Source organism: Streptomyces coerulescens, from assembly GCF_042657965.1.
Classification (GTDB): domain Bacteria; phylum Actinomycetota; class Actinomycetes; order Streptomycetales; family Streptomycetaceae; genus Streptomyces; species Streptomyces coerulescens.
This window is the reverse complement of sequence record NZ_JBHSKM010000011.1, coordinates 103,156-127,396: the sequence shown is the minus strand read 5'-3', so window position 1 is coordinate 127,396 and position 24,241 is coordinate 103,156. Positions and strand designations below refer to the sequence as shown.

At 71.7% G+C, this 24,241-nt stretch carries 23 protein-coding genes; 7 read left to right on the top strand and 16 right to left on the bottom strand.

Features of this window, described 5'->3' with window-relative positions:
- Window positions 1-10: 10 nt before the first annotated feature.
- Window positions 11-484, bottom strand: a complete 474-nt coding sequence (gene soxR, locus ACFPQ9_RS18705) for a redox-sensitive transcriptional activator SoxR (protein ID WP_380854181.1) — start codon at window positions 482-484, stop codon at window positions 11-13.
- Between the two features lie 133 nt (window positions 485-617).
- On the opposite strand from soxR, the gene ACFPQ9_RS18700 reads away from it, so the two are divergent.
- Entirely contained in the window at window positions 618-1,079 is a 462-nt protein-coding gene (locus ACFPQ9_RS18700) for a MaoC family dehydratase (RefSeq protein ID WP_380854179.1), read from the top strand.
- A 16-nt stretch (window positions 1,080-1,095) separates the two neighbouring features.
- Here ACFPQ9_RS18700 and ACFPQ9_RS18695 read toward each other — a convergent pair whose 3' ends face one another.
- The 3 genes from ACFPQ9_RS18695 to ACFPQ9_RS18685 all read right to left on the bottom strand — a co-directional run bounded on the left by ACFPQ9_RS18695 (window position 1,096) and on the right by ACFPQ9_RS18685 (window position 3,277).
- Window positions 1,096-1,719: a TetR/AcrR family transcriptional regulator gene (locus ACFPQ9_RS18695; RefSeq protein ID WP_380854177.1), complete on the bottom strand. Its 624-nt coding sequence runs from the start codon at window positions 1,717-1,719 to the stop codon at window positions 1,096-1,098.
- Window positions 1,720-1,810: 91 nt separating this feature from the next.
- On the bottom strand, window positions 1,811-2,056 hold the full coding sequence (locus ACFPQ9_RS18690) for a YiaA/YiaB family inner membrane protein (protein ID WP_380854175.1): 246 nt from the start codon (window positions 2,054-2,056) through the stop codon (window positions 1,811-1,813).
- Window positions 2,057-2,125: 69 nt separating this feature from the next.
- Window positions 2,126-3,277: an acyl-CoA dehydrogenase family protein gene (locus tag ACFPQ9_RS18685; protein WP_380854173.1), complete on the bottom strand. Its 1,152-nt coding sequence runs from the start codon at window positions 3,275-3,277 to the stop codon at window positions 2,126-2,128.
- 92 nt (window positions 3,278-3,369) lie between these two features.
- On the opposite strand from ACFPQ9_RS18685, the gene ACFPQ9_RS18680 reads away from it, so the two are divergent.
- The 3 genes from ACFPQ9_RS18680 to ACFPQ9_RS18670 all read left to right on the top strand — a co-directional run bounded on the left by ACFPQ9_RS18680 (window position 3,370) and on the right by ACFPQ9_RS18670 (window position 6,426).
- Window positions 3,370-4,011 (top strand): TetR/AcrR family transcriptional regulator, encoded by a 642-nt coding sequence (locus tag ACFPQ9_RS18680; RefSeq protein ID WP_380854171.1) that lies wholly within the window; start codon window positions 3,370-3,372, stop codon window positions 4,009-4,011.
- Between the two features lie 33 nt (window positions 4,012-4,044).
- The gene (locus tag ACFPQ9_RS18675; protein WP_380854169.1) at window positions 4,045-4,764 is read left to right on the top strand and encodes an ArsR/SmtB family transcription factor; all 720 of its coding nucleotides are present in this window, start codon (window positions 4,045-4,047) and stop codon (window positions 4,762-4,764) included.
- 723 nt (window positions 4,765-5,487) lie between these two features.
- Complete coding sequence (locus ACFPQ9_RS18670; protein WP_380854481.1) at window positions 5,488-6,426, top strand: DMT family transporter; 939 nt, start codon at window positions 5,488-5,490, stop codon at window positions 6,424-6,426.
- Here the strand turns inward: ACFPQ9_RS18670 and ACFPQ9_RS18665 are convergent.
- From ACFPQ9_RS18665 to ACFPQ9_RS18610, 12 genes are all read right to left on the bottom strand, one after another.
- Window positions 6,418-7,740 carry an MFS transporter gene (locus tag ACFPQ9_RS18665; RefSeq protein ID WP_380854167.1) on the bottom strand — a complete coding sequence of 441 codons (1,323 nt, stop codon included), beginning with the start codon at window positions 7,738-7,740 and terminating at the stop codon, window positions 6,418-6,420. The genes ACFPQ9_RS18670 and ACFPQ9_RS18665 overlap by 9 nt on opposite strands.
- Before the next feature lie 126 nt (window positions 7,741-7,866).
- Window positions 7,867-8,946, bottom strand: coding sequence for a Zn-dependent alcohol dehydrogenase (locus ACFPQ9_RS18660; protein ID WP_380854165.1), 1,080 nt, complete (start codon window positions 8,944-8,946; stop codon window positions 7,867-7,869).
- 11 nt (window positions 8,947-8,957) lie between these two features.
- Window positions 8,958-10,346 (bottom strand): aldehyde dehydrogenase family protein, encoded by a 1,389-nt coding sequence (locus ACFPQ9_RS18655; protein WP_380854163.1) that lies wholly within the window; start codon window positions 10,344-10,346, stop codon window positions 8,958-8,960.
- Window positions 10,347-10,463: 117 nt separating this feature from the next.
- The gene (locus ACFPQ9_RS18650; RefSeq protein ID WP_380854161.1) at window positions 10,464-10,916 is read right to left on the bottom strand and encodes a DUF3574 domain-containing protein; all 453 of its coding nucleotides are present in this window, start codon (window positions 10,914-10,916) and stop codon (window positions 10,464-10,466) included.
- A gap of 30 nt (window positions 10,917-10,946) precedes the next feature.
- Window positions 10,947-12,284, bottom strand: a complete 1,338-nt coding sequence (locus ACFPQ9_RS18645; RefSeq protein ID WP_380854159.1) for an ABC transporter ATP-binding protein — start codon at window positions 12,282-12,284, stop codon at window positions 10,947-10,949.
- Window positions 12,285-12,479: 195 nt separating this feature from the next.
- A complete protein-coding gene (locus tag ACFPQ9_RS18640) occupies window positions 12,480-13,409 on the bottom strand; it encodes a class F sortase (RefSeq protein ID WP_380854157.1) in 930 nt (309 codons plus the stop codon).
- The gene (locus ACFPQ9_RS18635; RefSeq protein WP_380854155.1) at window positions 13,399-14,016 is read right to left on the bottom strand and encodes a hypothetical protein; all 618 of its coding nucleotides are present in this window, start codon (window positions 14,014-14,016) and stop codon (window positions 13,399-13,401) included. Before ACFPQ9_RS18635 ends, ACFPQ9_RS18640 begins: the two co-directional genes overlap by 11 nt.
- Window positions 14,017-14,116: 100 nt before the next feature.
- Complete coding sequence (locus tag ACFPQ9_RS18630) at window positions 14,117-15,355, bottom strand: MFS transporter (protein WP_380854153.1); 1,239 nt, start codon at window positions 15,353-15,355, stop codon at window positions 14,117-14,119.
- A gap of 46 nt (window positions 15,356-15,401) precedes the next feature.
- Entirely contained in the window at window positions 15,402-16,838 is a 1,437-nt protein-coding gene (locus ACFPQ9_RS18625) for a CitMHS family transporter (RefSeq protein WP_380854151.1), read from the bottom strand.
- Window positions 16,839-16,936: 98 nt separating this feature from the next.
- Complete coding sequence (locus ACFPQ9_RS18620) at window positions 16,937-19,189, bottom strand: molybdopterin oxidoreductase family protein (protein ID WP_380854149.1); 2,253 nt, start codon at window positions 19,187-19,189, stop codon at window positions 16,937-16,939.
- Between the two features lie 163 nt (window positions 19,190-19,352).
- Complete coding sequence (locus ACFPQ9_RS18615; protein WP_380854147.1) at window positions 19,353-19,967, bottom strand: TetR/AcrR family transcriptional regulator; 615 nt, start codon at window positions 19,965-19,967, stop codon at window positions 19,353-19,355.
- On the bottom strand, window positions 19,964-20,698 hold the full coding sequence (locus ACFPQ9_RS18610; RefSeq protein WP_380854145.1) for a hypothetical protein: 735 nt from the start codon (window positions 20,696-20,698) through the stop codon (window positions 19,964-19,966). The genes ACFPQ9_RS18615 and ACFPQ9_RS18610 overlap by 4 nt, the downstream gene beginning before the upstream one ends.
- A gap of 160 nt (window positions 20,699-20,858) precedes the next feature.
- Between ACFPQ9_RS18610 and hmgA the strand changes: the two genes are divergently transcribed.
- The 3 genes from hmgA to ACFPQ9_RS18595 all read left to right on the top strand — a co-directional run bounded on the left by hmgA (window position 20,859) and on the right by ACFPQ9_RS18595 (window position 24,210).
- On the top strand, window positions 20,859-22,175 hold the full coding sequence (gene hmgA / locus ACFPQ9_RS18605) for a homogentisate 1,2-dioxygenase (RefSeq protein ID WP_380854143.1): 1,317 nt from the start codon (window positions 20,859-20,861) through the stop codon (window positions 22,173-22,175).
- Between the two features lie 27 nt (window positions 22,176-22,202).
- On the top strand, window positions 22,203-22,952 hold the full coding sequence (locus tag ACFPQ9_RS18600; protein WP_380854141.1) for a GntR family transcriptional regulator: 750 nt from the start codon (window positions 22,203-22,205) through the stop codon (window positions 22,950-22,952).
- Window positions 22,953-23,067: 115 nt separating this feature from the next.
- Complete coding sequence (locus ACFPQ9_RS18595; RefSeq protein ID WP_380854139.1) at window positions 23,068-24,210, top strand: type ISP restriction/modification enzyme; 1,143 nt, start codon at window positions 23,068-23,070, stop codon at window positions 24,208-24,210.
- The last annotated feature ends 31 nt before the right edge of the window (window positions 24,211-24,241 follow it).

Genomic DNA, 24,241 nt, shown 5'->3' with positions numbered 1-24,241 from the left:
GACCGAACCGTCACCGCCGACGCCCTCCCCCGCGCTCCACCATCAGTCGCGACCCCGCCATCCGCTCGCCGAAGGCGTCGTCCGGATTGGACAGGACGCAGCTGTCGAGGGAGAGACACCCGCAGCCGATGCAGTCCGTCAAGTGGTCGCGGAGGCGGTTGAGTTGCTTGATCCGCTCGTCCAGCTCGGAGCGCCACGCCTGCGACAGACGGGCCCAGTCCTCGTGGGTGGGGGTGCGTTCCTCGGGGAGTTCGGCGAGGGCGTCCCGGATCGTGGCCAGGGGGATGCCGACGCGCTGCGCGGCCCGCACGAAGGCGACCCGGCGCAGCGTGTCACGGGTGTAGCGGCGCTGGTTGCCGGAGGTGCGCCGACTGCTGATCAAGCCCTTCGACTCGTAGAAGTGCAGGGCGGAGACGGCGGCGCCACTGCGGGCGGAGAGCTGGCCGACCGTGAGCTCGTGAATCTTCTCGGGGATCTGGGGCACCCCTCAAACCTACCTACCCACGTCACCGCCCCGATCCGTTGACAGAGCCCCCGGCACCTAGCATGCTAAGCAGTTGCTTAGACATAGGCACAGGTATCACTCACTAGGCATACGTGACGCGGGAGGCCGGGACATGGCAGAGCCGAGGATCTTCACCTCCGTCGACGACCTGAGGTCGGCGGTGGGCGAGCAACTGGGGTACACGGACTGGCTGGAGGTCGACCAGAAGCGGATCGACCTGTTCGCGGAGGCCACCGGTGACCACCAGTGGATCCACATCGACCCGGAGAAGGCGGCCACCGGCCCCTTCGGGACCACCATCGCCCACGGCTACCTCACCCTGTCGCTGCTCCCGCTCTTCGGCCCCCAGCTCATCAAGGTCGAGGGCGTGAAGATGGGCGTCAACTACGGGACCAACAAGGTGCGTTTCCCCGCCCCGGTGCCCGTGGGCTCGCGGCTGCGGGCCACCGCGACGATCACCGGCATCGAGGATGTGACGGGCGGCGTGCAGGTGTCCGTCGCCTTCACCGTGGAGCGCGAGGGCGGGGACAAGCCGGTCTGCGTCGCCGAGTCCGTCTCGCGCTACTACCTGTAGCCGAAGAGCCGAACCCCTACTTCGCCCCCACCATCCGCAGCACGAGGTCGGCGTACAGCGCGCCGACCTCGTCCGGCGTCCAGGGGCCCTCGACGTTGAACCAGCGGGCCACGTCGATGCACAGCGACAGCACGGCGAGGGTCGTGCCCTTGACGTCCAGGACGTCGAAGTCGCCGGCCGCCACCCCGTCCTCGATGATCGCGCGCACCTCGGCGTCGCACTGCCGGCGCAGCGCGAGGATCTCGGCGCGGGCGTCCGGACCCAGCGAGTCGAGTTCGTACTGCACGACCCGCGCGGTGGTGCGCCCCCCGGCGTGCCAGCGGACGAAGGAGCTCACGGCGTCGGAGAGCCGCTCGGCGGGGGTGCCCTCGCGCCGGGCCGCGGTCCGCAGGATGTCCAGGGCCTTCTCGTGGCCGATCCTGCTGATGCGGTGGAGCAGCTCTTCCTTGGTCTTGTAGTGGATGTAGAGCGCGGCCGGGCTCATACCGGCGCGGCCCGCGATGTCCCGGGTCGTGGTGGCGTGGTAGCCGCGTTCGGCGAAGGCCTCCACGGCGGCGATCAGCAGCCGCCGGGCCGCGTCGGGCGTGACCTCGGCCCACGCCGACGTCTCGCCGCCGGCCGTCTCCTCCGCCGTACTCATCGCTCACTCGCCCCTCTCGCTGACAGAGGGACCACCATACCGCCCAGGGTGAGCGAGCGCTTAGCACGGCCCGTTCGGGCCGCCGGGGTTCTCAGAGCTTCTCGAAGGGGTGGTACGCGGGCCGGTCGGCCTCCTGCCGGTCCCGGATCACCTTGGCGAGCGTGAAGGCGGAGGTCACGAGATACAGGACGGCGATCGCGAGGAAGCCGCGCACCCAGGCGTCGGCGCTCAGTTTGAAGATGCCGATGGCGGTCGCGGCCATGGCGACCGCGAAGGAGGCGACCGCCTGGCCGTAGAAGGCGGCGGTGTTCTGCTGCTTGCCGGATGCGTCACTCATGGGGACAAGGGTCGGCGGATGTGGCCGCCGCCACATCCGCCGAAGTACTCAGAAGGCGGGCGGAGATACTCAGAACGCCGAAACGCCCGTGAGGGCCCGCCCGATGAGCAGCTTCTGGATCTGGCTGGTGCCTTCGTAGAGGGTCATCACGCGGGCGTCCCGCAGCAGCTTGCCCGCCGGGTACTCGTCGATGTAGCCGTAGCCGCCGAAGACCTGGAGGGCATTGTTGGCGGCGCGCACGGCCGCCTCCGAGGCGAAGAGCTTGGCCTTGGAGGACTCCACGGCGAAGGGCTGCCCGCGGTCGATCAGGTCGGCGACCCGCCAGGTCAGCAGCCGTGCCGCGTCCACGTCGACGGCGATGTCGCTGATCAGCTCCTGCACCAGCTGGTGGTGGGCGATGGACTTGCCGAACTGCTCGCGCTCGCCCGCGTAGCGGACGGCCGCGTCCAGCGCGGCCCGGGCCAGGCCGACACAGCCCGCGGCGACCGACATCCGCCCCTTGGCCAGGGCCGCCATCGCGACCGAGAAGCCCTTGCCCTCCTCCCCCAGCATGGCCGACGCGGGGACGCGTACGTCCTCCAGCACCAGCTCGGCGGTGGCCTGGCCGCGCAGGCCGAGCTTGCCGTGGATGGTGCGGCGGGTCAGGCCGGGCGTGTCGGTGGGGACCAGGAAGGCGGAGACGCCCTTGTGGCCCGGCGCGTCGGTGGACCGGGCGAAGAGCAGGACGACATCGGCCCAGGTGCCGTTCGTGATGAACATCTTGGTGCCGTTGACGACGTAGTCCCCGCCGTCGCGCACCGCCCGCGTGGACAGGTTCCCGGCGTCGGAGCCGGTGCCCGGCTCGGTGAGGCCGAAGCAGCCGACCAGCTCGCCCGCGGTGAGCCCCGGCAGCCAGCGGCGCCGCTGCTCCTCGCTCCCCCGGGCCGCGATCGTCTTGGCGACCAGGCCGAGGGAGACCGACACGATTCCGCGCACCGAGGAGTCGCCGCGTCCCAGTTCCTCCGTGACCAGGCAGTACGCGAGATGGTCGCCGCCCGAGCCGCCGTACTCCTCGTCGATCGTCAGGCCCAGGAAGCCGACCTCGCCGAGCTTCTTGACGAGGGCACGGTCCACTTCCTCCGCCCGGTCCCACTCGACGACGTTCGGCGCGATCTCGCGGTCCACGAAGTCCCGGGCGAGTCGGCGGACAGCGGTCTGCTCCTCGCTGAGCTCCAGGTTCATGCAGAGTCACCCCATTGAAAGCCGTGCGCTTGAAAGCCGTACATTTAAATTAGCACTGCTAGTTTCTGTTGGGCAGCCCTACTATGTGCGCCATGGCCCGACCGCGCAAGCCCCTCCTCAGCTATGACCGGATCGTCGAGACGGCTCGCCAACTCGTGGACGCGGAGGGCCTGTCGGCCGTCTCCACGCGCCGCCTCGCCGCCGAGCTGGGGGTGAGCGGGCCGTCCCTGTACAACCACTTCCGCACGAAGGACGAGATCCTGGAGGCGGTCGCCGACTCGGTGAGCGCGCAGGTCGACCTGTCGATGTTCGAAGACGGCCGGGACTGGCGGACCGCGCTGCACGACTGGGCCGTCTCCTACCGGGCGGCCCTGCGCGACCACCCCAACATCGTGCCCGTCCTGGCCCGCGGCCCCGGCCGCCGCCCGGCCGCGCTGCGGCTCGCCGACGCCGTCTACGGCGCGATGGTGGCGGCGGGCTGGCCGGCGGCGCAGGCCACGTCCATCGGCGCGCTGATGCGGTACTTCATCATGGGCTCGGCGCTCGGCTCGTTCGCCGGGGGGTTCGTGGACGACGCGAGCGCGTACGACCCCGCCGACTATCCGCACCTCGGGCAGGCCCACCTCCTCGCCGAGCAGCAGGAGAAGATCGACGAGCGGGCCTTCGAGACCGGGCTGACGGCGCTGCTGGACGGGCTGGCGCGGCAGTACGAGCAGGTCGGGCGCAGCGCGTAGACGCTTCGGCGGCCACCGAAGTGTCCGTGCCCCATGCTGGGAGCCATGACCAGGGACCCCCAGGCACCACAGCTGGCCCGGCTCGCCGCGCTCATCGCCGACGAGACCCGGGCGGCCTGTCTGCTGGCGCTGCTCGACGGGCGGGCGTGGACCGCGGGTGAGCTGGCGCGGTATGCCGGGGTCGCGGCGTCGACGCTGAGCGAGCACCTGAGCAAGCTCGTCGCGGGCGGGCTGCTCGCCGAGGAGCGGCAGGGGCGGCACCGGTACGTCCGGCTGGCCGACGCGCGGGTCGCGCAGCTGGTGGAGGAGCTGGCCGCGCAGGTGTCTCCCGGGGCGGTCCGTCGGCCCCGGAATCTACGGGAGTCCAGCGCAGGGTCGGCCATGGCGCGGGGGCGCACCTGCTACGACCATCTGGCCGGGCGGCTCGGGATCGCGGTCACCGACGCGCTGACCTCGCGGGGGCTGTTGCGGCAGGACACGGGGTTCGCGCTGACGGACTCGGGGATCGAGTGGTTCGACTCGGCCGGCATCGCGCTGGACCGCGCGGGCCGGCGGCCGCTGGCGCGGGGGTGCCTCGACTGGACCGAGCGTCGGCCGCATCTGGCCGGCGTCGCGGGCGCGGCGCTGTGCCGACATGCGCTGGAGGCGCGGTGGTGCGTGCGGATCGGGTCGGAGCGGGCCGTGAAGGTGACTCCGTCGGGGGAGCGGGTGCTGTGGGAACTGTTGGGGATCGAGGCGGGGGCGTTGCGGTGAGGGGGGTGGGGCCGGGGGTGTTGCCGGGGGGTGCCGGGTGCGGGCCGGTGGGGGCTGGTCGCGCAGTTCCCCGCGCCCCTGGCTGGGTGCCGTGAGCGTTGCTCTCGCGGAGCCCGGCGCGCCCTGTGCGGGGTGTCGGGTGCGGGTCCGTGAGGGCTGGTCGCGCAGTTCCCCGCGCCCCTGGCTGGGTGCCGTGAGCGTTGCTCTCGCGGAGCCCGGCGCGCCCTGTGCGGGGTGTCGGGTGCGGGTCCGTGGGAGCTGGTCGCGCAGTTCCCCGCGCCCCTGGCTGGGTGCCGTGAGCGTTGCTCTCGCGGAGCCCGGCGCGCCTTGTGCGGGGTGTCGGGTGCGGGTCCGTGGGAGCTGGTCGCGCAGTTCCCCGCGCCCCTGGCTGGGTGCCGTGAGCGTTGCTCTCGCGGAGCCCGGCGCGCCCTGTGCGGGGTGTCGGGTGCGGGTCCGTGGGAGCTGGTCGCGCAGTTCCCCGCGCCCCTGGCTGGACGCCGTGAGCGTTGCTCTCGCGGAGCCCGGCGCGCCCTGTGCGGGGTGTCGGGTGCGGGTCCGTGGGAGCTTGTCGCGCAGTTCCCCGCGCCTCTGGTGGGTGCCGTGGGCGTTGGCCTGGCGGGGTCCCCTGGGTTCGTGCCCAACGGCCTGGCACTTCCCTGCGATCACGTCTCGTCCGAAATCCGCCGGTCTCTCGTGTCCTTCCTTTCTAGCCTCTGGAGCATGATGAACCTCTCCCCTGCTCGCCGTCCCGATGTGCTCGCCGCCGGTGCGGCCGGCGTCACCGTTGTGATGTGGGCTTCGGCCTTTGTGTCCATCCGTAGTGCGGGGGCCGAGTACTCGCCCGGGGCGCTCGCGTTGGGGCGGTTGCTGGTCGGGGCCGTGGTGCTCGGTGGTATCTGTCTCGTTCGGCGGGAGGGAGTGCCGGCGCGCGCCGCATGGCCCGGGATCGCGATATCCGGGCTGTTGTGGTTCGGGTTCTACAGCGTCGTCCTGAACTGGGGCGAGCAACAGGTGGACGCCGGTACGGCGGCTCTCGTCGTGAACACCGGGCCGATCCTCATCGCACTGCTGGGTGCCCGGCTGCTCGGCGATCCGATGCCGCCGCGGCTGCTCGCGGGCATGGCGGTGTCGTTCGCCGGGGCGGTGACCGTCGGTCTTTCGATGTCCGGCGAGGGCGGATCCTCGGTGCTCGGGGTGGTGCTGTGCCTGCTCGCCGCGATCGGTTACGCGGGCGGCGCGGTGGCACAGAAACCGGCGCTCACCCATGCGAGCGCGCTCCAGGTGACGACGTACGGGTGTCTGGTCGGCGCGGTGCTCTGCCTGCCCTTCGCCGGCCGGCTCGTCGACGACGCGGCGCACGCCTCGCTGTCCGCGACGCTCAACCTGGTCTATCTGGGCGTCTTCTCGCTGGCCCTCGCCTTCACGACATGGGCGTACGCCCTGGCCCGTACGACCGCCAGCCGTATGGGCGCGACCACCTACGCGGTGCCCGCGCTGGTCGTGCTGATGTCGTGGCTGGCGCTCGGCGAGGTGCCGGGGCTGCTCACGCTGGCGGGCGGGGTGCTGTGTCTGGCGGGCGTGGCCGTGTCACGGTCCAGGGCCCGGTCCGCCCGGGTCGTGGCGAGCGTGCCGCGACCCGAGCAGACCCGCGAGTCAGCGTGAACCCGCCTTGGCGGCGAGCACCTTGATGGACAGCAGGGCGATCACGGCGAGGCCGATGATGTACGCGGACACCGCCATCGAAGTGCCCGAGGCCTCCAGCAGCAACACCATGACGAACGGCGCGAGCCCGCCGCCGAGCACGGCCGCGATCTGGTAGCCGAGCGAGGCGCCGGTGTAGCGCATCTCGGGCGTGAACAGCTCGGCGAACAGGGCCGCCTGGGGGCCGTACATGATGCTCAGGAAGCAGCTCGCGACGAAGCTGCCGACCGCCAGCCACAGCAGTGAACCGGTGTCGATCAGCAAGAACAGCGGAACTGCCCACAGGGCTATGCCCGCCGCCCCGATCGCGTAGACACGGATGCGGCCGACCTTGTCGGAGAGCGCGGCGGCGGCCGGGATCAGCACCAGCTGGGTGAGGCTGACACAGAGCGAGACGGTGAGGACCGCGCTCTTGTCCATGTCGAGTTCCCGGGTCGTGTAGTCGAGGACGCCGGTGATCAGGATGTAGAAGGTCGCGGTGTTGACGGCGAAGGAGCCGCCGGCGAGAAGGACCGTGCCCAGGTGGTCCTTGAGAATCGTGCGGAGCGGGCTGCTCTGCTCCGTCTTCTCCTTCTCGGCCAGCGCCCGCTCGGCCTCCCGGAACTCGGGGGTCTCCTCGACTCGGGTGTGGATGTACCAGGCGAGGGCGAGCACGAACAGGCCGATCAGGAACGGCACCCGCCAGCCCCACGCGGCGAACTGCGCGTCGCTGGTGAAGGCTCCGGCCAGCAGGAAGACGGTGTTGGCGCTCACCACGCCGATGGGGACGCCGAGTTGGACGACGCTGCCGTAGACGCCGCGCTTGCCCTCGGGGGCGTACTCGGTGGCCATCAGCATCGCGCCGCCCCACTGGGCGCCGACCGCGACGCCCTGGGCGATGCGCAGGAGGACCAGCAGGATCGGGGCGGCGACGCCGATCGTCTCGTACGTGGGGAGCAGTCCGATGCCGGTGGTGGCGATGCCCATGAGGGTGAGCGCGAGGACCAGCATGGGCTTGCGGCCACGCTTGTCGCCGAGCTGGCCCGCGACGATGCCGCCGATGGGGCGGGCGAGGAAGCCGACGGCGAAGGTGGCGAAGGCGGCGAGTACTCCGGCAGTGGGGCTGCCTGCCGGGAAGTACAGATCGCCGAGGACGAGGGCGGCGGCGATGCCGAAGACGAAGTAGTCGTACCACTCGACGGCCGAGGCGAGGGCCGCCGCTGTGGCCACGCGGCGGCGGTTGACCGTGGGGAGGGCGGTCGTGGTGGCTGGGTGAGCGGAGGGGGCCATGTCCATGCGTGCACACTCCGATGGGTGCGGTGGGGACGTTGGCGGCGAACGTACTGACCGGACGGTATGTGGTCAATGGTTGTGCGGGAAGGTTGCCCGGGGCACCCGAAGGCCCCGGGCGGCCTCAGAGGCTCAGAACACCACCAGGGCGCGGCCGCCCTTGCCCGCGATCATGTTCTCGAACGCCGCCGGAATCCCCTCCAGCGCGATCCGTTCCGTGACCAGAGCGCCCAGGTCCAGCCGGCCCGCGCGCACGTGCTCGGCCAGTACCGGCAGGTCCCGGGCCGGGTCCGAATTGCCGTAGACGCAGCCGGAGAGGGTGCGGCCCCAGTGGAAGATCTCCAGGGCGTTGAAGGTGACCTGCTGGTCCTTGCCGCCGATGCCGACGACCGTGGTGCGGCCGCCGCGCCGGGTGGAGTCCCAGGCCGTACGGATCGTCGTGGCGCGGCCCACGCACTCCACGGCCACGTCCACGCCCTGTTTGCCGGTGAGGCCGCGGATCTCGCGAGCCGTGTTCTCGGAGGCGATCACATAGTCGGTGGCTCCCGCCGCCCGGGCCAGCTCCTCCTTCTCCGGGGAGACGTCGACGGCGACGATCTTCCCGGCGCCCGCGATCCGCGCGGACTGGAGGGCGGCCAGGCCGACGCCGCCGACACCGAACACGGCGACCGTCTCGCCCTCCCGCACCCGCGCCGAGTGGTGCACGGCGCCGTAGCCGGTGAGGACCGCGCAGCCCAGCAGGGCGGCGTCGGTGAGCGGGACGCCGTCCGGGAGCGGCAGGAGGCAGTCGGCGGAGACGACCGTCTCCTCGGCGAAGGCGGCGACGTTCAGGCCGGGGTGCAGTTCGGTGCCCGAGGCGGTGCGGGCGTAGACGTCGGCGGCGCCGTTCAGCGCGTTGGCGCACAGCCAGACCTCGCCGAGCCCGCAGGCATGGCAACTGCCGCACGAGGGCGCCCAGTTGAGGACGACTCCGTCACCGGGCCGGAACGCCGTGACCCCCTCCCCCACGGACACCACCGTGCCGGCGCCCTCGTGGCCGAGGACCGCGGGGACGGGCACGCGCATGGTGCCGTCGGACAGGGACAGGTCGGAGTGGCAGACGCCTGCGGCGGCCAGGCGGACGCGGACCCGGCCGGGGCCGGGGTCCGGCAGTTCGATGTCGGTGACCTCCAGCGGGGCACCGATGGCGGGCAGGACGGCGGCGCGAACCATGTGCGGGCTCCTCAGAACTGCAGGGACTTGGTCTGGAGGTACTCGGCCAGGCCGTGTGCGCCCAGCTCACGGCCCACGCCCGACTGCTTGTAGCCGCCGAACGGGGCGCGGGGGTTGAAGCGGCCGCCGTTGATGTCGACCTGCCCGGTGTCCATCCGGCGCGCGAAGGCCACCGCCTCCGCCTCCTCGCCCGCCCAGACCGCGCCCGCGAGGCCGTACACGGTGCCGTTGGCGATGCGCAGGGCGTCCTCCTCGTCGTCGTAGCGCAGGATCGACAGGACCGGGCCGAAGATCTCCTCCTGGGCGATGGTCATCTCGGGGGTGACGTCGGCGAAGACGGTCGGGCTGACGAACCAGCCCTGCTCGCGCGGCGCCTCGGTGCCGCCCGCGACCAGCCGCGCCCCTTCGACGACGCCCTTCTCGATGTAGCCGAGCACCCGCGCCTGCTGCTTGGCGCTGACCACCGGGCCGATGCGCTCGCCGTACTTCGCGGCGGCGGTGGCGGCGAGCTCCACGGCCTCGTCGTACCGGTCGCGATGGACCAGCATCCGCGTCCAGGCGCTGCACGTCTGCCCGGAGTTGGACATCACGTTGGCGACGCCGACGTTGACCGCCTTGGCCAGGTCGGCGCTCGGCAGGATGACGTTGGCGGACTTGCCGCCCAGCTCCAGGGCGACCTTCTTGACCGCGGCGCCGGCCACCGCGGCGATCTGCCGGCCGACGGCCGTGGAGCCGGTGAAGGAGACCAGGTCGACGCCCGGGTGCTCGGCGAGCGCCTGGCCGGCGACCGGGCCGAGGCCGGTGACCAGGTTGAAGACGCCCGCCGGGACGCCTGCCTCGTGGACCGCCTCGGCGAAGAGCTGGGCGACCAGCGGGGTGTCCTCGGCGGGCTTGAGCACCACCGTGCAGCCCGCCGCCAGCGCCGGGGCGACCTTGGCGACGATCTGGTGGAGCGGGTAGTTCCAGGGTGTGATGGCACCGACCACGCCGATGGGTTCCTGGTACACGGTCGAGTTGCCGACCTTCTCCTCGAAGGCGTGGGTCGCCGCCAGTTCGGCGTACGAACCCGCGACCGCTATCGGTACGCCCGCGTGGACGGCCTGCGAGAAGGTGAGCGGCGCGCCGAGTTCGGCGGCGACGGTCTCGGCGATCTCGTCCTTGCGGGCCACCAGGACGTCCCGGAGGGCGGCCAGCCGCGCGGCCCGTTCGGCGGGAGGGGTCGCGGCCCAGCCCGGGAGGGCGGATCGGGCGGCCCGTACGGCGGTGTCGACGTCGGCGGCGGTGCCGGCCGGGACTCGGCCGATGACCTGTTCGTCGGCCGGGTTCACCACCTCGATCGCGTCCCCGCTCGCGGCGGGCCGCCACGCGCCGTCGATGTACATGCCGTCGTGTGCCTTCATCACGCTTCCTCCCGGGCGGGGCGCCTCGTCGTCCGGCTGTGGTCACCGGGCTAATAAACTAGCGGCGATAGTTTTTGCGCGCCAGACACCCCCGGCGACCAGCCGGACCCCATGACATCAGAAGTCGACCCGCGCCCGGTCGTCCACCCTCCCCACGGCCTCCTGCCCGAAGGCCTTCTCATAGGCGCTGCGGATCTCCTCGATCCTGCGGTCGCTGTCCTGCGCCCGCGCCTCGGGGTAGAGCAGGATCAGCTCGTACGACGTCTCCTTCTCGATCGTCCCGTTGGCGTCCCGCCACTGTCCGCGCCCGCTCTGCGCCGTCAGCCCGTCCGGGAAACCGGGCGTGACCTGCTCGTCGACGAACTCCATGAACTGCCGGTCGGTGACGGCCGGGCCGCCGTCGGGGCGTGCGGTACCGAAGAACAACTGGGTCTCGATGTACGGCTCTCCGCGCGGCGGCACCGCGGCGGTGGTGTCGTCGAGAGCGGCGTACGCGGTCGGCGCGCCGACGGCCAGCAGCAGGCCGGCGACCGCCAAGGAAGCCCGGGTTCGGGTGAGTTGCACGTTCATGCACCCATGACTACCTATGCCCGAGGTGTCTCATTCCTCCAGGTCCGGAAGTCGCGCCGGGGCCGGGCAGATACGGTCGCCGTGCTGGTCGAAGACGAACAGATGGGCGAGGTCGACGAGGAGCGGGACGTGCATGCCGTGCCGGAGGTCGAAGTCCGGGGTGGTGCGGACGATGAGGTCGCCGGGGAGTCGGCCCTCGGGCGGCGCGGGGTCGAGGGCGTCGTCGGCCGGGCGCTCGAGGGCCACCACGGGCCCGGCGCGCAGGGTGCCCGCGCGGTGCCGCAGCCGCTCCAGCACCGAGCCGGAGTCACGGCGCCGGCGCCGGACGGGCGGGGCCGGCCGCGGGGCCTCCAGGTCGGGGACGAGGGCCGGCCGGGAGCCGGTGTTGAAGTGGACGAGGACCTCGTGGCCCTGGAACTCCACATGCTCGACCAGTCCGGTGATGTGCACCTCGCCGGGGCGGGCACTGGCGGGCTCGGCGATCCGGACGGCCTCCGAACGCAGGCCCACGATGACCTCGCGCCCCTGCTGCACCCGTAGCAACTGGTGGTCCAGGCACAGGGGTTCGGGCAGCCGGAGGTACTGCTTGCCCAGGCTGATGGTCATCGCGCCGTCGAGCGGGGCGCGGACGACGCCGCGCAGCAGGTTGATGCGCGGGATGCCGATGAAGGCGGCGACGAAGACGTTGCGCGGCAGCGAGTAGACCGAGCGGGGCGTGCCGACCTGCTGGAGGACGCCGCCGCGCAGCACGGCGACCCGGTCGCCGAGGGACATCGCCTCGGCCTGGTCATGGGTGACGTAGACCGTGGTGACGCCCAGTTTGCGGGTCAGGCCGGAGATCTCGGCGCGCAGATGGTTGCGGAGCTTGGCGTCGAGGTTGGACAGCGGCTCGTCCATCAGGAAGGCGGTGGGGTGGCGGGCGATGGCCCGGCCCATGGCGACGCGCTGGCGTTCGCCGCCGGAGAGCTGGGCGGGGAAGCGGTCGAGGAGGTCCTCGATGCCCAGCATGCGGGCGGTGGCGTCCACCCGGGAACGGGGGTCCTCGCCCGGCGCCTCGATGCGCAGCGGAAAGCCGATGTTGTCGCGGCTGGTCATGCTCGGGTAGAGGGCGAAGTTCTGGAAGACCATCGCGATCCGCCGGTCGGCCGGCAGCAGATCGTTGGCCCACTCGCCGTCCAGGAGCAGTTCGCCCTCGTCGATCTCCTCAAGACCGGCGATCATCCTGAGCACGGTGGACTTGCCGCAGCCGGAGGGTCCGAGCAGCACGAGGAATTCACCGGGCTCGATGTCCAGCGAGAGCCCGCTCACGACGCGGTTGCCGCGTATGTAGGACTTGCTCACGTCGTGCAGAGAGATGGCACGTGTCATGACGGAAGCCCCCGGGCGCTCCGCGGTCGAACGCCTCGTGCGGGTCGCACGGGGCGTGTGAGTCACGGAAGTTAACGGAATGTGTGCGGCCGGGGGAAGGGATCGGGCCGAATCGGGCGGCGCTGTCCATCAGGCGGGCAAACGGACGGCGGGGTTCAGCGTCGGACGGAGGGATTCAGCGTCGGATAGCGGGATTCAGCGCCGGCCGGCGCCCTTCGGCTCACGGGTCGCGGTGAGATGGGCGTAGACGACGACGTTGCCGGTGTAGCCGGTCCTGCGGTTGTAGTTGCCGCCGCAGGTGATCAGCCGCAGCTCCGGCCGGGCCCGGGCGCCGTACACCTCACGGTTGGGGAACTTGTCCTTCTGGTACGTCTTGATGGCGTCGACGGAGTAGACGGCGGTCCGTCCGTCGGCGCGCCGGAGCTCGATGCGTTTGCCGCGCTTGAGTTCGCCGAGGCCGCCGAAGACGGCGGGCCCGGTGTCGGTGTCGAGGTGGCCCACGGCGATGGCGGTGCCCTGCTCCCCCGGGGACGGGCCGTCCGCGTACCAGCCGACCAGGTTGGGCTTCTCCTCAGGGGGCGCGGGCAGGCGCCGCTCGCTGTCGAGGTGCAGGTCCATCAGCGGCGAGTCGACGCTGATGTAGGGGATGACGAGGCGGGTCGCACGGGAGCGGGGCAGGGGGCTCGGGCCGGCGGGGCGCTTGGCGCGCTTGCCGGTGCGGGCGGGCAGGGGTGAGGGGGAGGACGGGGGTGAGGAGGAGGGCGGGGCGGGGGTGCTCGCCCCGAGCGGGGCGGGGGTGCTCGCCGGGACCGTACCGGCGGTCGCCGCGGCCGGCGGGGACGCGGGCGTGGAACGGACCGGGGGCTCGGCGGGCGCCTCGGGAGTGTCGGGAAGTGGATCGCCCGCACGGGGACGGGAGTCGGCGCCCGCCCCGCCGGCACCGTCTCGGGTGCCGGCGGCTCGGACCTCGGAAGCCTCGGCGGAGCCCGGAGCGGTCGTGTCGGCTCCGGGCCTGTCGTGGTTGCACCGGACGCAGACCACCACCAGCGAGAAGGTCAGCACGGCCGTCCTCGCCAGGCGGAAGGCGCGCCTGCGGTACCAGGGCCTGCGTCGTCTACGCGCCATGCGTACGGCGACGGAGCCGGAACCACATCACCCCGCCCACCGCGACCAGGCCGACCACACCGGCACCGGCGACCGTGGTGAAGGCCTCACCACGCGCGATGCCACCACCGCCGGCCGGCGGACCGCCCTGGGGGCCGGGCGAGGGCGTCCTCATCGATGCCCGGCAGTCGACCGTGAACTGCTTCTGCCTCTCCGCGCCCGTCATGCCCGCGAACGACCAGGACAGCTGGTACTGCCCGTCGGGCAGGTTCAGGTCCTCGGTGTGGCCGATGCCGGTGTTGGCCGGGAGGTTGAGGGTCCCACGGAGCGTGGCGCCACCCGTCACCGGCGGCTGGGTCTCGATGCGCCAGGTGACGGCGTCGACGGTCTCGAAGTTGGCGGCGTCGAGGTAGAACCGGCAGACCCTCGGCTCGTCGATCGCGTCCCCGTATTGCGTGCGCTCGACTCCGTCCCACGGCGCCGTGTGGATCTTGAGGGTGCCATTGTCACCGGGTGCCATCGGCGCGGCTGTGGACGTCGGCATCCCGGTGAGCGGGGTCAGCGCGGCGGTCAGCGCCGTGACGGCGGCGATGCGCGCGGCTCGGTGTGGAAGAGGCGTGGTGGGCATGCGAGTCCTCCGAGTCAGACGATTTTCGTACAAATCGCTCTTCGTCTGACTCTCTTTCACATGTGCACGCTAAATCATGGAAGCAGCGCCTTACGGCCCATCAGATACCACTCTTTCGACGCAAGATCGCCCTCGAAAGGCTCGCCTTACCGGCGCCCTCGGACTCCTCCGCCGGCCGCGCGGGCGCCCGCAGCGCCGTGCCGGCCGACACCAGCAGCAGCGCGCCCAGCATCACGAACGGCGCCGCCACGCCCGCGACTCCGGCGATCAGGCCCGCCGACGCCGGTGCGGCGACCTGGCCGAGCCGGTTGCCGGTCAGCCGCAGCGCGAGGGCGGTGGAGCGGGCGCCCTCGGGGGCCGCCTGCACGACCGTCGTCATGGACAGCGGCTGCCCGACGCCGAGGCAGAACCCGAGCACCGCCAGCATCACGGCGAGCGCCCACACCGGCACCGGCAGCGCGATGCCCGCGCACAGCAGGGCCGCCAGCAGACAGGTCACGGTCAGCAGCAGGGTGCGGCCCAGCAGCCGCAGCAGGGGCGTCAGGACCAGACGGCAGGCGATGGTGGCCGCCGCGCGCAGGCTGAGCAGGACGCCGATCATGGCCGGCGCGATGCCCCGGTGCTCGCCTACCACCGGCAGATAGGCGGTGAGGATGTCGGTCGCGGACAGCACGGCGAGGCTGATGAAGATGCCGGCGGGCACGCCCCGGGCGCGCAGGATGCGGTGGACGGGGACCCGTTCGCTCTGTGCCTTGCGGGACTTGGCCGTCGTGCGGCTCTCTATGCGCCACAGCGAGGTGAACGCGACGGCGCCGCCCGCGCCCGCCACCAGCAGGGCCAGCGCGCTGGTCCCCGCCATGTCGGGGCCGCCGATCAGCGCGCCCGCGGCGATCGGGCCGACCAGCTGGCCGAGGGAGGCGCCGATGGTGAAGTGGCCGAAGTTGCGGTCCTGTTCGTGCGGCGCGGACTGGCGGGCGACGAGGGACTGGGCGCCGATCACGAAGCAGAGGTGGCCGAGGCCCATCACCCCACTCCAGACCGCCATCGCCCACAGCGAGTCCGCGAGGCCGCTCAGCGCGCAACCGCCGGATATCAGGACCACGCCGACGGGCAGCAGCGGCGCACAGCGCCCGTGGTCGGTACGCCGGCCCAGCGGGACGGCGACGAAGAGCGGGAGCAGGGCGTACACGCCCGCGATCACACCGATCGCCCGCTCGTCGGCGCCCAGCGCGAGGGCCCGGTAGGAGACGGCGGGCCGTGCCATCGACACCGCCCCCTGCGCGAAGCTGAAGGCGATGACGAGGCGGAGCAGCCAGCCGCGGTTCCCACCGGGCCTCATGGAACGTGTCCTCCGTGAACTGTGTGCGTGGACCGGATGATGCGGATCAGATGATTCCGAAGAGCATGCCCGCGGCGAGGATGACCAGACAGGTGAGGGCCGCCCACTTCACCACGAACCTGGTGTGGTCGCCGAACTCCACCTTGGCCATGCCGACGAGGACGTACACGGCCGGGACGAGCGGGCTCGACATGTGCAGCGGCTGGCCGACCAGGGAGGCTCGGGCCATCTCCAGCGGGGTGACGCCGTGCGCCGCGCCGGCCTCGGCGAGGACGGGCAGGACGCCGAAGTAGAAGCCGTCGTTGGACATGAAGTAGGTGAGCGGAAGGCTCAGCACACCGGTGACCAGGGCCATGTGCGGGCCCATGCCCTCGGGGATGACGTCCACCATCCACTTGGCCATGTGGTCGACCATGCCGGTGCCCTGGAGGACGCCGGTGAAGACGGCGGCGGCGAAGACCATGCCGGAGACGTTCAGGACGTTGTCGGCATGGGCGGCGAGCCGGGCCTTCTGGTCCGGGATGTGCGGGAAGTTCACGGTGAGCGCGAGCGCGGCACCGAGCAGGAACAGCACCGGGATCGGCAGCCACTCCATGATCATGGCGGTCAGCAGGGCGACCGTGAGCAGCGCGTTGAACCAGTAGAGCTTGGGGCGCAGGGTGGGCCGGTCGGGGTCCAGGGCCTGGAAGCGCTCGTCGTCCTCGGTCTCCTCCGCGTCGGTGCCGGAGCCCGAACCGCCCGTCGTCACCGGGGACTTGGCCGCACCGGAGCCGGAGCCCACGAGAACCGTCTCGGCCTCCTTCTCCTCGACCAGGACCTCGTTCAGCGTGAGCACGCCGAGGCGCTTGCGCTCGCGCAGACCGAGGACGTACGAGAGGACGAACACGGCCAGCAGACCCACGGCGAGGGCCGGGATCATCGGCACGAAGATGTCGCTGGCGTCGAGCTTGAGCGCGGTGGCGGCACGGGCGGTCGGGCCGCCCCACGGGAGGGTGTTCATCACGCCGTTGGCCATCGCCGCGACACCGGTCATCACGACCAGGCTCATCTTCAGGCGCTTGTACAGCGGGTACATCGCCGAGACGGTGATCATGAAGGTGGTGGAGCCGTCGCCGTCGAGCGAGACGATGGCGGCGAGGATCGCCGTGCCGACGACGATCCGCATCGGGTCGGCCTTGCAGAACTTCAGGATGCCCCGAACGATCGGGTCGAAGAGGCCGACATCGATCATCACACCGAAGTAGACGATCGCGAACATGAGCATCGCCGCGGTGGGCGCGAGGCTCGTGACGCCTTCGATGACGTAGTCACCGAGCTTGGCGCCCTTTCCGACGAACACGCAGAAGAGTGCCGGAATCAGCACGAGCGCCGCGATCGGCGACATCTTCTTCATCATGATCAGGACCAGGAAGGTCGCGATCATGGCGAAGCCGAGGATGGTCAGCATGAGTGGATACCTAACGTTCGCCCTTGAACATCCCACGAGGGCCGGGGGTGCGACGACGTTAGGTCCCGTCGAACGGCGTTAACAAGACGTTGACATGCGAGCAATAAGCGCAAAACTCCAGGTCAGAGCTTTGCTCAGGTCAGAGCCGTGATCTTTTCGGACACCGGGGTCACCTCGATGGGCACTCCGTTGAGGACCGCGTTGCCCGACAGCGGGTCGAGCAGGCTGCCGTCGAGGAGCTGATTGACGTTGACTCCGGGGTCGGTGGCGGCGTGGCCGAGCCGGGTGCCGGGACGGTCGTGGCCCCAGCCGTGCGGCAGGCTCACCACACCCGGGCGCACCGCGTCGGTGACCTCGGCGGGCGCGGTCACCTCTCCCCCGGCGCCCTTGAGGCGTACGGCCGCCCCGTCCCGTACGCCGAGCCGTTCGGCGTCGGCCGGGTGGATGTGCAGGGTGCAGCGGTTGGAGCCGCCGGTCAGCGCGGGCACGTTGTGCATCCAGCTGTTGTTGGAGCGCAGATGGCGGCGACCGATGAGGACGAGCCCGTCGGGGCGGTACCGCATGGCCTCCCGCAGCCGGGGCAGATCGCCGGCGATGGGCTCCGGCAGCAGCTCCACCTTGCCGCTGACGGTCTTCAGCGGTTGCGGCAGGCGGGACTTGAGAGGCCCGAGGTCGATGCCGTGCGGATGCGCGAGCAGCTTGTCGAGGGTCAGCCCGTCGGGTCGTACGCCGAAGCCGTCGCCGTAAGGGCCGAGGCGCAGCATCATGTCGAGCCGTCGCTCCGGACCGCTCACGCCGGTGAGCCGCCCGGCGAGTTCCTGCGGGTCGCGGCCATGGACGGGCGAGTGGGCCTCCTTGACGGCCTTGCCGAGCGTCTGCCCGATGACGAGGTCGTCGACCGCGGACGGGTCGGCTCCGTGCATGCCCGTGGCGGCCAGGATGAGCCGGGCCAGGATCTCGGACTCGGCCATGCGGCCCGGCTCCAGCGGGACGGCGGCGCGGGTGTAGCGGACCTGGTTGCGCACGGCGAGGGTGTTGAAGGCGAAGTCGTGGTGCGGGCTCTGCGAGGGCGGGGGCGGCGGCAGCACGACGTCGGCATGCCGCGAGGTCTCGTTCAGGTAGGGGTCGACGCTGACCATGAAGTCGAGCGAGTCGAGGGCCTTGTCGAGACGGTCGCCGTCGGGGGCGGACAGCACCGGGTTGGACGCGACGGCGACCAGGGCGCGGATGGGCTCGCCCTCGGCGGTGGCCGTGTCGATCTCCTCGGCGAGCGCGGACAGCGGCAACTCGCCCTTGGCCTCGGGGTGCCGGCTCACCCGGGAGTGCCAGCGCCCGAGCGCGAAGCCGTGGCCGGGCCCTGCGGGGCGGGGTGTCTTGTCGGTGGCGGCCTGCGGGAAGAGGGCGCCGCCCGGGCGGTCGAGGTTACCGGTGAGGATGTTGAGGACGTCGACGAGCCAGCTGGCCAGGGTGCCGTGCGGGACGGTGCAGCTGCCGATGCGGCCGTAGACGGCGGCGGTCGGGGCGGCGGCGAGCTCGCGGGCGAGGGCGCGGATGGTGCCGGCGTCCACGTCACAGGCGTCGGCGACGGCCTCCGGGGTGAAGTCCCGTACTTCCGCGCGGAGTTCCTCGACGCCTTGGACGTGCGGCGCAAGGTCCCCGAGGTCGACCAGGTCCTCCTCGAACAGGACGTACGCCATCGCGGCCAGCAGCAGTGCGTCGGTGCCGGGCCTGATCGCGACGTGCCGGTCGGCGAGCCTGGCGGTGCGGGTGCGGCGCGGGTCGATGACGGTGAGGGTGCCGCCGCGGGCCTTGAGCGCCTTGAGCTTGCCCGGGAAGTCGGGGGCGGTGCACAGGCTGCCGTTGGACTCCAGGGGGTTGGCGCCGATGAGGAGGAGGTGGTCGGTGTGGTCGAGGTCCGGGACCGGGATCGCGAGGGCGTCGCCGTAGAGCAGCCCGCTGGAGACGTGCTTGGGCATCTGGTCGACCGTGGAGGCGGTGAAGACGCTGCGGGTGCGCAGGCCGGCCATGAGGACCGGCGGGTAGAGCGCGCCGGCCACGGTGTGCACATTGGGGTTGCCGAGGACGACGCCGACGGAGTGGGGGCCGTACCGCTCGACGACCGGCCGCAGGCCGGCGGCGACCGCGTCGAAGGCCTCCTCCCAGGTGGCCTCGCGCAGCTCGCCGTCCTGGCGCACGAGCGGGGTGCGCAGCCGGTCGGGATCGCCGTCGACGGCGCCGAAGGAGGCGCCCTTGGGGCAGATGAATCCCTGGCTGAACACGTCGTCACGGTCACCGCGGGCACCGGTGACCGCGGTTCCCTCGATCGTGAGCGTCAGGCCGCAGGTGGCCTCGCACAGGGGGCAGATACGCAGGGCGGTGCGGGACATGGGTCCTCCCGGAGGTGGCGGCGGCACTGGCGCGCGGACTCGGACCGAGCATACCGACCGGTATGCACGGCGGGGAGTCCCCTCCGGGGATCAGGTCGGAAATTCGCGAGAGGCGGGTCCGGCGAAGGGCCGGCTCCAGGGGGAGGCCGACCGCCGCGGGGCCTCAGTCCAGCACCCGCGCCAGATACGCCCGCAGCAGTTCCCGGGCCTCCTCCAGGATCCGTTCGTCGCCCTCCGGAGCCACCCGGAAGGCCAGGTGGACCAGCGTGTCGGCCGTCTCGACGGAGACCAGGAAGGTGCGGCGCAGATCCTCGTCCGGTTCGCGGTCGAGGTAGCCGGAGAGCAGGTCGGTGAGCCGGTCGGCGACCCGGTGGTTGGGTTCGCCGCGGGTACCGACGGGGATCTGGTTGCCGAAGTCGACCAGGGAAAAGCCGGGCGCGGTGCGCTTCATGGCGATGTACTCGTCGAGCACGGCGTCCATCGCCACCCGCCAGCCCCCGTCGGCGGTCCCTTCCAGCCGCTCGGTGACACGAGCGGTGTAACGCTCCAGATTGCGCTGGGCGAGGGCGTCGGCCATCTGGCGTTTGTTGCCGAAGAACCGGTAGACCGAGCCGATGGGGACGCCGGCCCGCTGGGCGACGGCCCGGGTGCTCAGGTCGTCGTAGCCGACCTCGTCGAGGAGGTCGGCGCAGGCGTCGAGGATCCTGGTGAGACGTTCTGCGCTGCGCCGCTGCACGGGCGCCCGACGAAGCGTTGCTGGATGGGGCACGGTCTTCATGATGCCTTTCCGGCTCGGTCCGGTGAACCCTGCCCCCCGGTACGGAGGCGGGTACCCGGTGCACTCAGTGCTGCGCTCGGTGAGGAGGCGGATGCGGTCGGTGTCGCGGTCGTCTCAGTTTCCCGCTCCGTCTCCGTCCCCACCCCTGTCCCCGACCCCGACCCCGACCCCGACCCCGACTCCGACCCCGACTCCGACCCCGTCTCCGATTCCGAGGCCGTGACGTCGGCCGTGCTCTCCACGGGGTCGCCGTCCACGGCCCACACCGTGCCGTCGTCGGCGTACAGCCGGACGGTGACCTGGTGCGTGCCGCGTGGGACGAGGTCGGCCGGGAGGCGGTATCCGGGGGTCCGGAGCCGGGTGACGAGACGGCCGTCCACGAAGAGGTACGCGAGCCCGCGCCCGGCCACCGCCCGCGCCTCGGCACCGGCGGGCGAGAAGCGGAAGCCACGCAGCGTGAGCGTCACGTCCCAGCCGCCCCCGGTTCCGGCTTCACCCGACCCGGAGTCGGCGTCGGGGTCCGGCTGGACCTCTATGGCGACCTCGGGCGCCTCGTCCTTGTCGACCTCGCGGTAGTGCCGCCCGTCGTCGTCCGTGTCGTCGAGGACCTTGCCCACCGGGGAGGACGACACGACCCCGTCCCGGGCGTCGCCGGAGCCGCAGCCGGCGGATCCGGTCAGCAGCAGGACACAGACCGCCGACGCGGCGAGCTGGGTCCGTGTCCACGACATGTCCGGAGACTAGAACACGGGTCCGACAGCCGAATCCCCCTTGAGTCGGGTCGGCATCCGTTTCCGGTCGTACCCGCAGAGGAGGACCGGCCGATCTCTTGCGCCGGGGAAATCGCAATCCTACGGTAAGGCATAGGAATCAGATCTCAAGGGAGCGATCATGAGCGGGGACACGCGGAAGACCGCGGAAGGGCTGACCTACCTCTCCGGTTTCGGCAACGAGCACAGCTCGGAGGCGGTACCCGGCGCCTTGCCCGAGGGCCGGAACTCACCCCAGCGCGCCCCGCTGGGCCTGTACGCGGAGCAGCTGAGCGGTTCGGCGTTCACCGAGCCGAGGGCACACAACCGCCGCTCCTGGCTGTACCGCATCCACCCCTCGGCCGCACACCCGGCGTTCACCCGCACGGACAACGGCGCGATCCGTACGGCCCCCTTCACGGAGTCGGTGCCCGACCCGAACCGGCTGCGCTGGAACCCGCTTCCCGAGCCCGCCCCCGGCACCGACTTCCTGGCCGGCCTGTGGACGCTGGGCGGCAACGGCGACGCGAGCCAGCGCACCGGCATGGCCGTGCACCTGTATCACGCCAACTCCTCGATGGACCGCGTCTTCAGCGACGCCGACGGCGAGCTCCTGATCGTCCCGGAGCGCGGCGGGCTGCTGCTGCGCACGGAGTTCGGGATGCTGCATGTGGAGCCGGGACATGTGGCGCTGATTCCACGTGGGGTGCGCTTCCGTGTGGAGCTACTGGATGACTCCGCCCGGGGCTATGTGTGCGAGAACTATGGGGCCCCCTTCCACCTCCCCGACCTCGGCCCGATCGGCGCCAACGGCCTCGCCAACGCCCGGGACTTCAAGGCGCCGGTGGCTGCGTACGAGGAGGTCGAGGGCCCGGTGGAGGTGGTGAACAAGTTCTGTGGCAACCTCTGGACGGCCCTGTACGACCACACACCCCTCGATGTGGTCGCCTGGCACGGCAACCATGTGCCGTACAGCTACGATCTGCGCCGTTTCAATGTGATCGGCACCATCTCCTACGACCACCCCGACCCGTCGATCTTCACCGTGCTGACATCCCCCTCGGACACCCCGGGCCTCGCCGGCGTCGACTTCGTGGTGTTCGCGCCACGCTGGCTGGTGGGAGAGGACACCTTCCGGCCGCCGTACTTCCACCGGAACGTGATGAGCGAGTACATGGGCCTCGTCGAGGGCGCCTACGACGCGAAGGCGGAGGGCTTCGTGCCGGGCGGCGGTTCGCTGCACAACATGATGTCGGCGCACGGCCCGGACCGGGAGACGTTCGATCGCGCGAGCGCCGCCGAGCTGAAGCCGCAGAAGATCGACGACGGTCTGGCGTTCATGTTCGAGACCCGCTGGCCGGTGACGCTGACCCCGCAGGCGGCCGGCGCCGACCACCTGCAACAGCGCTACGACGACGTCTGGCGTGGCATGGAACGCCACTTCCGCCCCTTGCAGTAGAGATCCCCTACCGGTACGGATGGCCCCGTGACCTCCTTCGCCCCTGACTCGATCGTCCTGAACCGCAAGCTGCCGCTCTGGTACCAGGTGTCGCAGTCGCTGCGCGCCTCGATACTGGGCCGCCGACCGCAGGACCCGCTGCGGCTGCCCACCGAGGAGCAGTTGGCGGAGCACTACGGCGTGAGCGTGCTGACCATGCGGCAGGCGCTGAAGGAGCTGGAGGACGAGGGCCTGATCACGCGCCATCGCAGACGCGGCACATTCATCGAGCCGGACGCCCGCCGGGGCGCCCCCGTGCGGCTGCTCGGCTCGGTGGACGCGATCGTGGCCCAGCAGTCCGGTATGGCGACCGAACTGCTGGACCACGGCCGGACACAGGTGCCGGCCGCACTCGCCGAGCACTTCCCGGACATCGACGAGGTGGCGACGTATCACCGCCTGCGCAGCGACGAGAAGACGGGCGAGCCGACCAACCACGCCCGCAACTACGTCCGCCCCGAACTGGCGGCGCGCATCGATCTGGAGGACCTCGTGCGCTGGCCGATGACGAAGGTGCTGCGGGACGTCGTCGGGGCGGACATCGGCCGCATCACGGACGCGGTGGAGGCGAGACTGGCCGACCCGGAGACGGCGAAACTCCTCCAAGTCCCGCTGCTGAGCCCGATCCTGCACTACACGGGCGTGACGTACGACGCGGAGGGCAGGGTCCTCGACGCGGCCGTCATCCACTACCGGGGCGACCGCTTCTCCTTCACGGTGACCCTGGACGCGACGTAGCCCCGCCGGCAGAAGCGCGGTGCGAAGCCCGCGGCCCGGTGGCGGCCGGTCGCGCAGTTCCCCGCGCCCCTTACGGGGCGCTGCCCTGCCCCGCCTGTCGGACCCAGGCCGTACGATGCCCAGCGTGACGCACGACGACGCTCCGCCGCTGGCGGACCTCATGCCGTGGTCCGTCGCACCGCCGCGGCTCGGCCGGGGGTGGCCGGCGGGCCCCGACGCGGCGACCCTCAAAGCCCGCTGGGACGCCTTCGTGAAGGCCGAGGGCCCGGACCGGGAGACCCTGCTGGAGCCGACCCGCTCCCGCAACCTGCACTCCGCGGCCGGCCAGCTCCCCGGCCAGGACACCGGCACGGAGAAGCTCCTGCGCGCCACGGGCCCGTGCCCGGAGCCGGTACGCGTCCTGCACGCCCCCTTCGACGAACAGTGGCTGATCCCCGACCACCGTCTGATCGACGCGGCCCGCCCAGAGCTGTGGCGGGTGGCGGACGAGCACCAGGTCTTCGTCCTGGAGACGGCCGAGTCCGGCCTGCTGGCGACCTCTCTCCTGCCGCTGCTCCGCCCGGGCCGCGTCCGCCCGCTGTACCGCCGCCCCGGCGGCACGGAACCCAATCTCGCGCCCGGCCTCCTGGAGCACCTCAGCGACCGGCTCGGCGGACCGGTCGAGCCGCTGGACCTCCTCGCCTGGACGCTGGCGGCCGTACGCCCGGACCTCACCGTCCCCCTCACCGCCGACCCGGACCTGTGGGCACACGGCGTCGAGTCGGGCCACCGCGCCCTGTGGCTGATGCGCCGCAACGGCGACCGCCCGAAGCTGCCCGGCGGCCGCCGCCCGTACGTCCGCGCGCCGCTCCCCTCCCGTCCCCTGACGTTGGAGTACGACCGCGACGAGGAGGCCCTGCTGCTGGACGAGGGCCGTATCTCCCCGGTCCCGCCGGAGGCCTGGCACTACGAGGTGGCCGGCGTGAGGGTCCTGGAGCAGTGGTTCACCGCCCGCGTCACGGAGCCCGAGCCGGGCACCCTGGCAGCGATCCGCCCGGCCACGTGGCCGCAGACGTGGACGTCAGAGCTGCTGGAACTGATCACAGTCCTGGCCCTGCTGGCGGAACTCCAGCCGCTGGGCGATCAGTTGACGTCTCCCATCACCGCGACCGACCTCCGCAAAGCCGCCGTCCTACCGGTCCCGGGACCGGCCCGCAGACCGGCATCAGTCCTGGACGGGCACGAGGAAGGCCCAGAGGGTCAGCTCACGTTGGTCTAAGCGCCCTGAAGGGGCGCGGGGCTGTGTCAAT

Bases quoted from the DNA above. Each gene is read 5' to 3' on its own strand.
- ACFPQ9_RS18700 (WP_380854179.1), top strand. From the start codon at position 618: ATGGCAGAGCCGAGGATCTTCACCTCCGTCGACGACCTGAGGTCGGCG.
- ACFPQ9_RS18695 (WP_380854177.1), bottom strand. From the start codon at position 1,719: ATGAGTACGGCGGAGGAGACGGCCGGCGGCGAGACGTCGGCGTGGGCC.
- ACFPQ9_RS18690 (WP_380854175.1), bottom strand. From the start codon at position 2,056: ATGAGTGACGCATCCGGCAAGCAGCAGAACACCGCCGCCTTCTACGGC.
- ACFPQ9_RS18685 (WP_380854173.1), bottom strand. From the start codon at position 3,277: ATGAACCTGGAGCTCAGCGAGGAGCAGACCGCTGTCCGCCGACTCGCC.
- ACFPQ9_RS18680 (WP_380854171.1), top strand. From the start codon at position 3,370: ATGGCCCGACCGCGCAAGCCCCTCCTCAGCTATGACCGGATCGTCGAG.
- ACFPQ9_RS18675 (WP_380854169.1), top strand. From the start codon at position 4,045: ATGCTGGGAGCCATGACCAGGGACCCCCAGGCACCACAGCTGGCCCGG.
- ACFPQ9_RS18670 (WP_380854481.1), top strand. From the start codon at position 5,488: ATGAACCTCTCCCCTGCTCGCCGTCCCGATGTGCTCGCCGCCGGTGCG.
- ACFPQ9_RS18665 (WP_380854167.1), bottom strand. From the start codon at position 7,740: ATGGACATGGCCCCCTCCGCTCACCCAGCCACCACGACCGCCCTCCCC.
- ACFPQ9_RS18660 (WP_380854165.1), bottom strand. From the start codon at position 8,946: ATGGTTCGCGCCGCCGTCCTGCCCGCCATCGGTGCCCCGCTGGAGGTC.
- ACFPQ9_RS18655 (WP_380854163.1), bottom strand. From the start codon at position 10,346: ATGAAGGCACACGACGGCATGTACATCGACGGCGCGTGGCGGCCCGCC.
- ACFPQ9_RS18650 (WP_380854161.1), bottom strand. From the start codon at position 10,916: ATGAACGTGCAACTCACCCGAACCCGGGCTTCCTTGGCGGTCGCCGGC.
- ACFPQ9_RS18645 (WP_380854159.1), bottom strand. From the start codon at position 12,284: ATGACACGTGCCATCTCTCTGCACGACGTGAGCAAGTCCTACATACGC.
- ACFPQ9_RS18640 (WP_380854157.1), bottom strand. From the start codon at position 13,409: ATGGCGCGTAGACGACGCAGGCCCTGGTACCGCAGGCGCGCCTTCCGC.
- ACFPQ9_RS18635 (WP_380854155.1), bottom strand. From the start codon at position 14,016: ATGCCCACCACGCCTCTTCCACACCGAGCCGCGCGCATCGCCGCCGTC.
- ACFPQ9_RS18630 (WP_380854153.1), bottom strand. From the start codon at position 15,355: ATGAGGCCCGGTGGGAACCGCGGCTGGCTGCTCCGCCTCGTCATCGCC.
- ACFPQ9_RS18620 (WP_380854149.1), bottom strand. From the start codon at position 19,189: ATGTCCCGCACCGCCCTGCGTATCTGCCCCCTGTGCGAGGCCACCTGC.
- ACFPQ9_RS18615 (WP_380854147.1), bottom strand. From the start codon at position 19,967: ATGAAGACCGTGCCCCATCCAGCAACGCTTCGTCGGGCGCCCGTGCAG.
- ACFPQ9_RS18610 (WP_380854145.1), bottom strand. From the start codon at position 20,698: ATGTCGTGGACACGGACCCAGCTCGCCGCGTCGGCGGTCTGTGTCCTG.
- hmgA (WP_380854143.1), top strand. From the start codon at position 20,859: ATGAGCGGGGACACGCGGAAGACCGCGGAAGGGCTGACCTACCTCTCC.
- ACFPQ9_RS18595 (WP_380854139.1), top strand. From the start codon at position 23,068: ATGCCCAGCGTGACGCACGACGACGCTCCGCCGCTGGCGGACCTCATG.